At 39.3% G+C, this 13,500-nt stretch carries 12 protein-coding genes and 1 pseudogene; all 13 read right to left on the bottom strand.

Annotated features, from left to right (window positions below; all coding sequences use genetic code 11):
* Positions 1–57 precede the first annotated feature (57 nt).
* Positions 58–1,263, bottom strand: coding sequence for an iron-containing alcohol dehydrogenase (locus ACQYAD_RS02645; RefSeq protein ID WP_430235241.1), 1,206 nt, complete (start codon positions 1,261–1,263; stop codon positions 58–60).
* A 118-nt stretch (positions 1,264–1,381) separates the two neighbouring features.
* Positions 1,382–3,190, bottom strand: coding sequence for a sigma 54-interacting transcriptional regulator (locus tag ACQYAD_RS02640; protein WP_430235239.1), 1,809 nt, complete (start codon positions 3,188–3,190; stop codon positions 1,382–1,384).
* A 257-nt stretch (positions 3,191–3,447) separates the two neighbouring features.
* Positions 3,448–4,464, bottom strand: coding sequence for an oxidoreductase (locus tag ACQYAD_RS02635; RefSeq protein ID WP_430235237.1), 1,017 nt, complete (start codon positions 4,462–4,464; stop codon positions 3,448–3,450).
* 148 nt (positions 4,465–4,612) lie between these two features.
* Positions 4,613–5,524 carry a PTS system mannose/fructose/sorbose family transporter subunit IID gene (locus tag ACQYAD_RS02630; RefSeq protein WP_430235235.1) on the bottom strand — a complete coding sequence of 304 codons (912 nt, stop codon included), beginning with the start codon at positions 5,522–5,524 and terminating at the stop codon, positions 4,613–4,615.
* 19 nt (positions 5,525–5,543) lie between these two features.
* A complete protein-coding gene (locus tag ACQYAD_RS02625; RefSeq protein WP_430235233.1) occupies positions 5,544–6,350 on the bottom strand; it encodes a PTS mannose/fructose/sorbose transporter subunit IIC in 807 nt (268 codons plus the stop codon).
* A gap of 34 nt (positions 6,351–6,384) precedes the next feature.
* Positions 6,385–7,356: a mannose/fructose/sorbose PTS transporter subunit IIA gene (locus ACQYAD_RS02620; RefSeq protein ID WP_430235231.1), complete on the bottom strand. Its 972-nt coding sequence runs from the start codon at positions 7,354–7,356 to the stop codon at positions 6,385–6,387.
* 227 nt (positions 7,357–7,583) lie between these two features.
* Positions 7,584–7,736 (bottom strand): annotated as a pseudogene (locus tag ACQYAD_RS02615) (PRD domain-containing protein); the annotation flags it as partial.
* Positions 7,737–7,867: 131 nt separating this feature from the next.
* Entirely contained in the window at positions 7,868–8,242 is a 375-nt protein-coding gene (locus tag ACQYAD_RS02610; RefSeq protein ID WP_430235229.1) for a DUF956 family protein, read from the bottom strand.
* 96 nt (positions 8,243–8,338) lie between these two features.
* Positions 8,339–9,100 (bottom strand): hypothetical protein, encoded by a 762-nt coding sequence (locus ACQYAD_RS02605; RefSeq protein ID WP_430235226.1) that lies wholly within the window; start codon positions 9,098–9,100, stop codon positions 8,339–8,341.
* Positions 9,087–9,965: an ImmA/IrrE family metallo-endopeptidase gene (locus tag ACQYAD_RS02600; protein WP_430235224.1), complete on the bottom strand. Its 879-nt coding sequence runs from the start codon at positions 9,963–9,965 to the stop codon at positions 9,087–9,089. The genes ACQYAD_RS02605 and ACQYAD_RS02600 overlap by 14 nt, the downstream gene beginning before the upstream one ends.
* Entirely contained in the window at positions 9,958–10,296 is a 339-nt protein-coding gene (locus ACQYAD_RS02595) for a helix-turn-helix transcriptional regulator (RefSeq protein WP_430235222.1), read from the bottom strand. Before ACQYAD_RS02595 ends, ACQYAD_RS02600 begins: the two co-directional genes overlap by 8 nt.
* A 778-nt stretch (positions 10,297–11,074) precedes the next feature.
* Positions 11,075–12,778 carry an IS1634 family transposase gene (locus tag ACQYAD_RS02590; RefSeq protein WP_430235220.1) on the bottom strand — a complete coding sequence of 568 codons (1,704 nt, stop codon included), beginning with the start codon at positions 12,776–12,778 and terminating at the stop codon, positions 11,075–11,077.
* Between the two features lie 596 nt (positions 12,779–13,374).
* The coding region (locus ACQYAD_RS02585) for a helix-turn-helix domain-containing protein (protein ID WP_430235497.1) at positions 13,375–13,500 on the bottom strand (126 nt) is incomplete at its 5' end.

Genomic DNA, 13,500 nt, shown 5'->3' with positions numbered 1-13,500 from the left:
TGTTCTCTTCACTAAACAGAAACGGCTTCGATGAACTCTACTTAAATTTTTTAACGATTATTTCGCCGACACTTCTGGTTCGCTGACCGTAAAATCATAGTCATAACAAACATGGTACAGCTCAACAATTTCTTCATGGCTTGGTATACGCGGATTGTTGCCCGGACTTCCGCTTGCTATGGCATCTGCAGCCATTTTCTCGACAACTTGATCAAATTGATCTTGATCAATTCCATACGTTTTCATATTCGGGATGTTTAAATCATTGCAAAGTTTTTTAATCTCATTTACTACGACATTGGCAATCTCCTTGTTTTGAAGCGCTTTCAAATCTGGACGAAGGATTCGCCCAATTGCTGCAAGCCGCTCAACTGCACTCTCTTTTGTAAATTCAAGAATTGGCGGGAGCAGCATTGCATTTGAAATGCCATGCGGAACATGAAACAAGGCGCCAATTGGACGGGACATTCCGTGGACAAGGGTCACAGACGCATTCGTAAACGCCAGTCCCGCCTGCATGGAGGCCAGAGCCATCTTTTCTCTTGCTTCGCTGTCAGCACCGTTTATGTAGGCTGTACGAAGATGGGTCATGATCATTTCGATTGCGGAAAGAGCCAGATGATCCGTCAATGGCTGAGAAACCCGTGAAATATACGCTTCGAGGGCGTGACATAGCGCATCAACTCCTGTAGCTGCGGTAACACTTGGCGGTGCAGAGTACGTTAAAATTGGATCAACAATGGCCACCGTTGGGATAAAGGCCGGATGTTTGATCATCATTTTAATGTCTTCTTTTGTATTGGCAATCACGGTTACACTCGTGACTTCAGATCCTGTTCCCGCGGTTGTCGGAATTGTAATAAATGGAATCGGATTCTCTTTTATAGGTTTTTTTCCACCCATATAATCACCAATATAACCGCCATTTGTGGAAACAACAGCAACAGCCTTGGCAACATCCAGGCAGCTGCCTCCCCCGATCGCAACAATAAGATCGCATTGTTGTTTTTGAAAAATTGTTAAAGCTTCTGCAACATGGACATCGGTCGGTTCGGTGTTTACCTCATTATAATTTGCATAAGATACGCCTGCTTCTTCTAGATAGTTCTGGCATTTTTCGAGGTTCCCAATCTTCTCCATGATCCGGTCACTGATAAGAAGTGCTTTTTTCCCAAGCAATGCGGCTTGCTCTCCTAATTTTGATAAAGCATGATTCCCGTAAAAAACGGCTTTTGGCATCCGAAATTCTGAAAACCCTTTCATTTTATCCCCCTCCTTTGTGTTCCCTTTTATTAATGCAAGATTTGTGCCAATTTTCAAAAAAGCTGTTGCTGTGGTTTTGGTAGGGGGGTGTCCGTAAAAATAGACACTTGTGTACGGATTATGTCTGTTTTATTGGACAGTCATTCGCAATTCCGTGTTTTTTTAATTTTTCATAAAGCGTCGACCGGCGAATTCCAAGTTTTCTTGCCGCTGCAGCTTTATTTCCGCTCGTTTCAAGAAGTGTTTTTATAATCAGTTCTTTTTCTTTTTCTAAAACAGCATCTTTCATCCTTGCTTTTTTCGGTGATAAGGAATCATTCACATAAACATTTTTGGTGAATTTTTCTGATAGTTCATCTGCAAGAATAACGTTTGACTCCGCCAGACTGACAAGCATTTCAACCGTATTCTGAAGCTCTCTCACATTTCCCGGCCAACTGTAGTTCCTTAACATTGCTAAAGCTCCATCGGAAAGTGTTTTTGGTTCAATCGTAAATTTTTTGCAAATTTGAAAAAGATGGTGCTGTAACAGCATTGGAATATCTTTTCGACGTTCTCTTAGCGGTGGTATCTGCAAGCGGATAATATTTAACCGATAATAGAGATCTTCACGAAACGTTCCATCTTGTACCATCGATTCCAAACTGCGATTGGTCGCTGCAATAATTCGCACGTCGACAAAATGCTTTACGACCCCGCCTACCCGCTCTACTTCTTTTTCTTGGAGGACGCGAAGGATTTTTGACTGCATCAGTGGCGGCATATCACCAATTTCATCGAGGAAAATTGTCCCTTTATGAGCAAGTTCAAATTTCCCGGGTTTTCCGCCTTTTTTCGCCCCTGTGAAAGCACCGTCTTCATAGCCAAACAATTCGGCTTCAAGGAGATGCTCCGGAATTGCCGCACAATTCACGCTGATAAACTCGCCTTTCGAATAGGTGCTTAATTCGTGGATCGCTTTTGCAAACATTTCCTTCCCTGTCCCACTTTCCCCTGTAATCAGGACAGTTGAAGGCGTTCTTGCCGCTTTGCGGGCCATTCGTTTCACCCGCTCAATTTCCTCGCTTTGTCCTAAAATTTGATCGATACTACTTGTGATTGCATCTTTTCGTTTAGCAGCCTGATTGTCTTCCGTTCGTTGCCGTGACAATACTTGCGACCGCTCGAGAATCGAATAAAGATCTTTAACACCTTCAAAAATAAGCATTCCGATTGCCCCAATCACTCTTCCATCTTTCCAAATCGGAATCCGGTGAACAACCATATCATGACCATGGATCCGCTGAATATATCCTTTTTCTGCAACCCCTGTTTGCAGTACGATATGCAACCGTGTATTTTCGATAATTTCCGTAACGGGTGTACCAATTACTTCATCCCGCTGTTTTCCAACAATCCGACAGTATGCATCATTAATCTCAATTATGATAGCGTTTTCATTTGTAACAACAATTCCTTCATAGGCCGATTCCAAAATTGTGTTCAAAATTTCTGCCGAATGAAGGGACTCTTTCATTTTTTCTAACTGAAATTTATACGAATTCAGAATATCGGTTTTTGTCAGAATCCCAGCTAATTTCCCGGTTTCGTTCAATACCGGCAAACATCCCACCGGAATTTTGCTCGCTTTTTCGATATATTCATTTTCGCCAATTGTAACGACTGGCTGCTTCATCACGTTTGCAACAAACCAATCAGGGGCAGCTCCTTCCAATAGAGACGTGACCAACCGTGCTGTCGTTAGCAAACCCTGCACACGATTCTCTTCATCAACCACAGGCAGATAGCCAATTCGGTAAGCTTGGATGATTGCAATCGCTTCTCTTACTGTTTGCTGCGGCTGAACAGTAAAGGGATTAGCGGTCATCCAATTCGAAACCAACTCGCGACTTTTTTGATCTTTCGTTTTCAAATCATCTACTTGCATCCTATTTCAACCACTCCTTTAAACAAATCATCCTTTTTATTAAATTGTACAATAACTTTTTGAAATTTATAAATTTTTCAATTACATTTAAATTGGAATATTTCAGTTTCTTGATTTTTACGCAAAAAAAGACCTCCCATCAAACAAACGGAAGGCATTCTCGATTTAAAAAATTATCTATTTTGATAATAATACGCGGTAAATCGAGGTTTTTGATTTTAAATGAAGTAACCTCGCAACAGAATCAGCCGTTCATTTTACTTTAAGTTTTTAACTCCAGTTTCTAATATTTCCATTTGCAGCAGTGTCTGTTCGTCTGTTATGGTCTTATCTTTACCATTGATGATGGCGTCATATAAATCATCATATACTCTTCCATAATCGCCATTAACGGATTTCACTTTTTCTTCGTGGATTGTACCTTCTTCGTCCATATAGGTCAGTACACCATACTGTTGTAATGTATCGACACCAAAATCTTTGTTATCCGGCATGTAAAATAACTTTAAATGTTCTTCCTGCCGATCTTTGGTTTCTTTTACAAAGCATCCCTTTTTGCCATAAATGACGAAGCTTGGTCTTTCTTTAAGTCTAAAATAACTTGATTTAACAGAGACTTTTACTTGACCGTAATATAAATCCAAATCAAAAAAATCATTCATTCTTCCTTGCCCTAATAATTGCCTTACATCGTAATGGATATGATCCGGTTTCCCAAAATAGCTGATAACCTGATCAAGTGTATGACAGCCATGTCCATATAAAAAGGACGAAACAGGATCAAAAGAATGAACAGACTCTGGTACTTCGGGACGATAATAGTCAAAATGCATCTCCACTTCCAGCAAGTCTCCTATTTTCCCTTCTTCAATGACTTTTTGAACGGTTAAAAAATCACTATCAAAACGCCTGTTTTGATACGCCTGAACAATTAATCCTTTCTCTCTTGCCATTGCAAATAGTTCTTTTGCCTGTTCTGACGTTTCCATAAATGGCTTTTCAACCAAACAGTTTTTATTATGTTCCAATACTAATTTTGCGTATTCATAATGACTGTCAAGTCTTGTGCAAATCACAATGAGTTGAATGTCGTTGTCATGTAATAGTTCATTTAAATCAGAAGTATAATTGACTCCTGCAATTCGATCCCAACTTTCATGCGCAGGATTTCTTTGATAAATTGTTTTTACCTTTATATTCCCTCTTTGCAGGACGAACGGCAAATGATATCTGTTAGTGCTTTTCCCATTTCCAATATAACCAATCGTCAGCATAGCAGCCTCCTAAAATTTTAGTTATTAGTTGTCACTTGTGTTTCTGGTTGTTTTGAATATGAAAAGCACCTCCTTAAATTGATAGATTTATCATCTCAGGAGGTGCTGTTCTATTTTCAGCTTACATTTGATCTTTAAAAAAAGCTGATTACATTAAGTTTAGTAAGTGGAAGACGATACCAACCACGAACAACCCAAGAATCATAACGATTGGAGAAACTTTCTTCTTAAGCAACCACATGCAAAGAAGCGTTATCAACAATCCAGCTAAACCAGGAATTAAACTATCCAAGTTGTTTTGTAAAGTCGTTACTTTAACAGGTTCTAATGAAAGACCAGCAGCTTGCTGTTGTAACGCAGATTTAATCCCTTGCGCTCCAGCAGGTAAATTACTCCAGTCAATATAAGCACCTTTGGAAAGTTTAACTGAAGATACAACTGGCGTGAATTTTACGGACACCCAACGGTTTACTAATGCACCAAGGATAAACATACCAAGGATTGATGCACCTTTTGTAATATCTCGAAGCAAGCCGCCAGATAAGTCATCAGAAATTTTAGAACCAGCTTTATAACCAAATTCTTGCGTATACCACGTGAATCCCATACGGATAAGATTCCATAAAACGAAGAAAAGAATCGGCCCGAGGATGTTACCGGTCAAAGCAAGAGAAGCCGCTAACGCACCAAGGATTGGTCTAACCGTGAACCAGAAAACAGGATCCCCGATACCGGCTAAAGGCCCCATCATACCGACTTTGACCCCTTGGATGGCTGTGTCGTCAACCGGCGCACCATTTGCACGTTCTTCTTCAAGTGCTAAAGTTACACCAATAACAGGTGAAGCTACATATGGGTGGGTATTAAAGAATTCTAAGTGGCGTTTTAGTGCATCAGCACGATCTTCTTTTGTTTTATATAATTTTTTGATTGCGGGAATCATTGAAAATGCCCAACCGCCGTTTTGCATACGTTCGTAGTTCCAAGAGCCTTGGATGAAAGTTGAACGCCACCAAACAGAAATACGATCTTTTTTTGATAATTTCAATTCTTGTGCCATTTCTATGTCCGCCTCCTTCTTAGTAACTATCGATTATATCGCCTAGTGGATCACCAGTGTTTGAGTTTCCGCCATTACCTGAACCGCCTTGTTTCGAAAGCGCTAAATAGATAAGGGCAAGAGCCACACCGATACCCCCAAGACCAATAAGTGTGATTTGTGAAACAGTCGCTAATATGAAACCAAGCACGAAGAATGGCCATACTTCTTTTGTAGCCATCATGTTAATAACCATTGCATAACCAACGGCTACAACCATTCCCCCACCGATTGCTAAACCGCTAGTCAACCAAGCTGGCATCGATTCAAGCAAGCTTCTAACCGGACCTGCACCAATCGCTAAAACTAATGCAGCCGGGATTGCAATACGTAACCCTTGCAAGCCGATCGCAACGATGTGCCATAGTTCAACTCTTCTGATGTTTCCTTCTCTAGCTGCAGCATCCATTAAATGTACCAACCCTGTTGCAAGCGTACGGACGATGATTGTCAACAATAATCCTGCAACTGCAAGCGGAATTGCAATCGCAATCGCAGAAGCCACGCCAGCTTGACCTTGTCCACTTAAAACTAAAATAATGGCAGATGCAACGGATGCTAACGCAGCATCTGGCGCTACGGCAGCACCGATATTTGCCCAGCCTAAAGCGATCAATTGAAGGGTACCGCCTAAGATAAGTGCTGGTACTAAGTTTCCTGTAACTAAGCCGATTAACGTACAAGCAATGATTGGTTGGTGGAATTGGAATTCATCCAAAATTCCTTCCATACCAGCTAAAAATGCTACGATAATGACTAAAATTATTTGAATAATATTCAAATCCATGATTATTATCCTCCGTTTTCTCTGAAAATTAGGATTACTTTTGTTTGTTTAACTCCTCTTGAGCCTTCTTGAGAATTTCGTCCATGTCGCCTTTTGAATCATTTGGAACTTTCCGTACATCGAAATTCAAACCAGCTTCTTTTAACTTCGCGAAAGTATCAATATCATCTTGGCTAAAGGCCAACACCTTATTTGGTTGAACTTTACCAGGTGAGTGTGCCATCGAACCAACGTTAATTGTCTTCAATGGGACGCCACCTTCAATCGCTCGAAGCGCATCTTGTGGGTTTTCGAAAAGAAGTAACGCGCGCTGGCCGCCAAAGTGTTGATCATCTTTTGCAAGTTCAATCATTTTCCTGATAGGCACAACGTGTGCCTTTACACCTGGAGGAGCAGCCTGCTGGATCAATTTCTTACGAAGGTCATCCTTCGCTACCGCATCAGATACAACGATAATACGTGTAGGCTGTGTAGCTTTTGTCCAAGCAGTCGCTACTTGTCCGTGAAGCAACCGCGAGTCGATACGTGCTAACACATATTCAAACTTACCAGGGGCACCTGCATTTCCTGATTTTGCAGCAGCTGTCGCAGATGTTGGTGCTGGTTCTAGCTCTTCAGGTTTTACTTTAACCCCTTCTTTCGCCGTACCCAAAATATGTGCGGCAATTTCATGCGCTGTGTTCATTGAGAAGCGCGATGCATAAGCCTCAATCACCATTGGTAAGTTCATACCAGCAACAATTGCCCATTTGCCTCCGTGTTCCTCAAGCAAGCTATTGGCTTGGTTAAAAGGAGTTCCACCCCAAAGATCGACTAAGAATAATACTTCGTCTTGGTTATCGAAAGAGGCGATTGCTTCTTTCATTTTTGCCTTTACATCATCAGGTCCTTCGCTCGGCATCAATGTAACAGCTTTTACATTTTCTTGTTCTCCAAAGATCATCGATCCAGATTGCAAGATACCCTTGGCAAATTCGCCGTGACTAGCAATGATAATTCCTACCATCTTTTTACCTCCTATTATGATTGTTAGGGCTTAAATAAACATGGTAAACTCCTAAAGTCTTTTCAGCTCATCTAAAGCGGTTACAGTTTCAATAAAGACAATAAAAAGGCATGAGCAAAAAGTCGATTTAATGAAGATATAGGTATAGAATGCCCTTTATTCTTCATTTCAATCAATACTTTTCACTCATGCCTGATCGAATCAGTAACACGTAAAAAATAATGGCGTTAGCTATTTAAATTGATTTGCAAACGCTGTAAATGGAGTGTTAAACAAACAGCCTCTGCATCAACTACATTCTTTATCAATGTTTGCTGGATCACTTTAATGAGCTTCCAAAAGTGATTATAGCATATCGGATATTTTTCTTTCAAGAGATTTATTTGAAGCTTTGTGTAAAGTTTAAAAAATGTATTTTAAATTTTTTAACAGTTTGTCAGTTAACCATTTTGGATCTGTGCCAAACTAAGCAAGAAAAAAAGGCAAGTTCCAACCTGTCTTGAATGTAAAATTATGATTGTTTAAATTTACCCTTCAAGCTGCGTTTGATCACATCAAAGAAACTTAATGATTGAACCATATGATTCGGATCAACGTATTCACGGATTGCTCGCAAAACTTTTTTCGGCTCTTTAGAAGAAAACGTAAACGTCCCATTTCGCTTAGTTTGAATAGCATAACGTGGAATCCATTTCCCTTTGAACATAATTGAAGCGATCACGTAATCAACTTCTTCCCAAGGAATTTGAATAAACTTGCGGGCATCACGATTATTGAAGAATTCAAATCCTTTGTCTCCGATCATGATTTTTCCATAATCAGCAATTCCTATATGGGAGGTTGCATCCATAACTAAATCAACTTTTGTATTGATCGATTGAACCATCTGATCTACTCCATTTCTTTCTTTTACTAAATCATTATTATACTCTTTTTATCACTTTAAGCAAAGTTGACGAAAAAGAAATAGAGCAACAACAAATCAAGGATTAACTTGTACAGCAGATATATCTGGGAAATCAGGACAAGTAGAAATTAATTCATCATACAAGTTATCCATTTCATTTATAAATATTCCCCATTCAGGATTCACCGCTTTATCCGACTTAGTTGAGTAGTACAAATACTTATACAAAAACCGGACCACATCTTTAGATGTCGCTTTTGCTTTTAGTAGATAATATAGAATTTCGTACGTCCTTATAGCATTTACACTTTCCAAGTTAGTATCCCATTCACTTGCTTTTTCAATTAATTTTAAGGCATTGGAATCATGCGAACAAAAATAAAGCAATCCTTTGGTTGCGATATATGCGAGAGATTTCACTTCCCCACGGTTATCTGCGTTATCCTTTTCTGGTTCATACCGTGTATATTTTGCTATCTTCTTTTCAATCGATGCACGAACAATCTCTCCGTTTTCATCTAACTCTGAATCAGATAACAATAGAGGTTGTTGATATTTTCCAATCTGCTTGTCAATAAATTTTTGGGCTGAATAGTTTACAGTAATTTCATCATAAACAGATTCGTGAATGGATAGATTCGGAAAAGTAGAGAGCAATGGATTAATCCACATTTTTTGAAATGTAATAAAATCGATTGGACGCAAACTCGAAGAAAGCTTAGAGCGATCAAATGCAATAAAAAAATTTGCATCAACAGGCAATATTTGATTACTGTCTTGTATTAAAGATACCAAGGCAGAGTTTTGATTTGAAGTATTTACCTTATTCAGCTTCATTTTCAAAATCCTTTAAGAAGGCATTTATTTCATCCAAATCCTCTTGATCTACATCCTCTTCTAATCCAAAGTTCCCAAGATTTTTATCAAATAATGATAAATCTTCAGAAAGTTCCTCTAATGTTACAGTCCCATTTTCTAATAGGTTGATCATTAAATCGATGTTTTCACCATCGACACCTGAAGTAAATGTCGGCTCATTTAGTTTCTTGAATACGTTTTCATCTTGGCTTATACCAATCTTAAAATATAATCCCTCTGGATCTCTACTATTTTCTTTATTTAATAATTCAAGTTGCGTTTCGTTGATAGCCTTGGTCTCGTGTAACCGACGAACGATTGCTTTAAAAGGTAACCTATAATCACAATGTAACAATGCAATAAATCGTAAAAGGCCTGCATAGGAAAAGTTATATAAGTTATTTTTCCCTTCGTTCTTCAATCCAATCTCATAAAATAATGTTTCATAAGGTAATAGAAATTCTGCAGCAAAACGATTTGCCTTTAATTCTACTAATTCTGATTTTTCATCATCTAGATGGCAGACCGATAGAGTTGTACCTGTCCAGTGGTGATATAATTCATGAGCAATGGAAAAAATTTGCCTATCTTGTCGTTGTGAAGTGTTAAGGCCAATAAATGAAATATCCCTATTTGTTTCTTTAGAAACCAAATATAACGCAGAAAAGGCATCATCAGGATTATCCTTATTATCAATTGGCAAAAATACTAATTTTATATTTAACTGTCGAGCTATTTTAAAAATATTTTCCCCAATTGGCCCCATACCAATATTCAATTGTCCTCGCTTTTCTTTAACAAGTTCCTTAATTTCAAAGATATTCTTATCAGTTAACTTAGGCATTTCCTATCCCTCTTAATCGCTCGTACTTTCGAAGGCATAGCATCATAGAAATCATCTTTTCAAATCCTTCTTTTTCTGCCTCTGTTTTAGCTTCGCCCATCATTGCTGCAAACACACTTTTTTCTTTTGATTCAATTATTTCATGGAAATCGATTCCCAACGTGTTTAGCAACGCGTTTAGTTGTGGAACAGAAGGTATATGTTTACCATTTTCTATCCTCCCAATAATTTGGCGATTAATACCAGTTATTGTTTCAATTTCCCCTTGAGTTCGTTCCCCACGTTTCTCTTTTACTTTATTAGCTAAGAGTTCAACAGATATTCTATTCATTAGAACCACTCCTTATATATAAATTATATCATCCGATTATAAAAAATCAAATGAATGATACAAATTGTACCTTTTTACTTATATTCCTACTTTTACTCATAAATACGTTAACAATACTCAAACCCCCCGATTACCTTTACCAACACCTTTTCCCCATAATTTTAGAATCTTTTTAAAAAAACATTTTACAAATTAGCACAAGATAATTACCATAATTATACAATTAAATCCCCCAAAAATAATTCACCTCCTCTTCGAACGAAACACGTTCGAAGGTATCATGATAATGCTTGATGAACAACAAGCGATACCTAAAAGAAAGGAGGAAATCTTTATGCAACGAGATATTCCAGAGTGGTTACTTCGGTGTCTTTCAACAAGATGAAAGCATTGTATCCAAAGGCGTGTTGGAACTGTTTGACCGATTATTGGAGTTTCAGGTCTTTAAAAATGGTATAAGTGTCCACAATGAATAAGAACTTCGAAGAGTTCAAAGCTCCATCATCAAAAACCATTGAGTTAATCATTCCCCGAAAAAAGGAAAACGCATCTTTCCAACAGCAATTAAACCTTCCAAAAATATCCATTTGATGACATTAATACAAGGAATGCTCCTTTTAAACTCACATTTCGCAGGTCAAATACAGACCTAGACAAATTTTTGATTATTGATTTTTAAAAAGCTGCTGCTTTGCCATTTGAGCCGACAATATTTTGGTATTTCTCCTAATTATCGTCTCGTTTCGACAGGTTAGCGGCATTCCTTCAGAATTTCAATTTAGGCTTTTACCTTTTCCTGAAATTTCGACACGTAAATGGACATATCATATCCTGCCAGGCTGACGATTCTCTTTGTCTCGTCCCCGATATTATCCGGAAGATAGCGAAGCGTCTGCCCACCTTGGCGAATGACGATGAAGCGAATATCCTGCAATTGTTCTAGGAGTGCTTTCCCTGTCGGCTCAAACAGCTTTCTGTTCCCTTTAAGAATCAAGGGCTTTTCCTGTAATTTCATCTCAGTCCTGACTCTGTATTCAAGCATCCCGTAGATGAGAAGGGCCATCACATAGACGATACCGAGCGCTTCGATCCTTTCGGGGGTCTTCACAAAGACAGCGTCAATCATCTGCTCCTCCTTCAACAGCCGGAACCGCGTCTCGGCTGCCGATTGACCTTTGTAGCACTTAAGCATATCTAGATCCGGCAGTTTTGATTTGTCCATCCTGTTGGTCATGAGGATGAAGGTGCTCATCAGCCGGAGTCTGTGCTCAATCTCTTCGTGGTTTTCTTGAAGTGATTGAAGGGTAATCCGGTATACTGTCTCGGTCAGAGCCTGTTCTTCCTTTTTCGGACGTCCACGGCGGCTACGCTTAACCGTTTCTTCGGAGGCAGTGACGTCCAAGCGGTATTTATGAAGCTTCGCCTTATGCTTTTTTTCAAAATCTTCCCTAGCCTCCTGTGCGTCCTCCCTGCAATGGAAAGGGGTTGTGCACAGCTTTTCAATTGATTTGGCGAGATGCTTGTGTTCCTTTTGTACTTCTGACTCGAGCCGTTTGGCCTTTTGCTTTCCGAGCTGGTCCGAGTGAACCACAAGGAAGCGGTATGTGCGCCCTTCAAGTTCACATTCAAAGGCCTGGTAACGATACTGTGCACCGTCTTTTTTAGCTGACAAGTTCCCGACATCCACCCAGTTCCCCTCTTTCCAAGCGTTGGTTTTCAATTCGCTTGAAAGGCTGAATGTGTCAGGAAGACGGGAAAGGAAATCAAGCTTATGGTCTGCCAGTCCATCGAGATTTTCCTTCAATACGAGGGCAGAGTCCGCCTGGTACAGGAGGTTCGACCAATCTTCCTTGGTGAGGACTTCCCGAAGTTTTTTGATGAATTCCATGTTCCACTTTACATCGGAAGTGTTGCCGTTCTCCATTCTTGCGAGCAGAGGGATCCTCTCGGGGGTGACAGACATGCCAAGCATGATCTGCTTAAGGTCCGGACGATGGTCCTTACTGTATCCACGGGTGACGGAAAGGATCTTTTCAGATTCGGGATCGGTTTCAGATTTGGGAGTATATTCCCCATAGACGGAAAATGACGTTGTATCATTGTGAAGAAGGCCAAGTGTGATATTGAGCTTATTTAGGGCCGATAGGGCCACAGGTGTATATACCTTCCATGGCGTGGCTTCATATAGGTAGTCAAGCGCTCTTCCAAGAGCGTCATCATTGAATTGTTCCGCAGTTGTGTCCGGGCCAAAAAGGAATTCGATATCCTGTTTTTCATAGAATTCCTTCACTTTGTATAACGGATTCCCTTGGCAAAGGATGTTAAGGATCAGGGCCTTGATCCTGGTACCCGGGGAAAGACTACATCGCTCCTGGTCCCAAGTCAGAGACTCGTTTATGATTTCCACAAATCGGATTTCGTCCATAAGTTTGGACAGTAACATCGATGGTCCCACATCCAAGGTAAGGACTTGATCACCCATAATAACCCCTCCACGTTCTGTGATAACTAGAGTTTTCTACAGGGTAGAGAGAAAGTCCTTTTAAAATTCCAATTTGGAATATTTTTCATGCGAAATATGAGATTGAATACCGGCTTACACCTTTTGTTGAATTAGAAAAACTAGTGGGTTCGATTGGTGATGAATCCGCCTAACTGCTGCTGTCCATATGGCAGCAGTTTTTTTACGTAATTTACACTGCTTGCTTTACCGAAAAATTTTTATCCCTACTGCTCACTTTACCGAAGAAATTCTTACCTTTTCCGTTTTTTAAAACAAGCCAACTTGAAAACCCCTTGATATCAAGCCTTTCTAGCCATATTTATTCGGTAAAGTACTTATCGAGGGATACCTCGATGATTACATTACCGAATGAGTTATTATCTTTATGCCCACTTTGCCGAATGTTTATACGCCATAGCAAACAAAATGCTGAGTACTTATTTCGATACCCAGCATTCATCTCTAACCTTATATTTAATTAATTATTATTGATGCAGTGGAGCCAAACCTTCAATAATAAAATTAGTAACAACATGTAAAATAAATTCGAACAAAATATCTTCACCTGATCATATTTAATTTGACCTTCTATAATTTCTTAATAACAGATTTTCTATTCCACCTTTATTAAATTTTCTTACATAATTAGAAACAGAATGACGACTTATTTTTAATTGTTCCGCTACTTGATTTCCGGAATG

The organism is Neobacillus sp. SM06 (genome assembly GCF_050496765.1).
GTDB lineage: Bacteria > Bacillota > Bacilli > Bacillales > Cytobacillaceae > JAEVLT01.
Note: the sequence above shows the minus strand (reverse complement) of the source record. Positions and strands in the feature narration are given on the sequence as shown.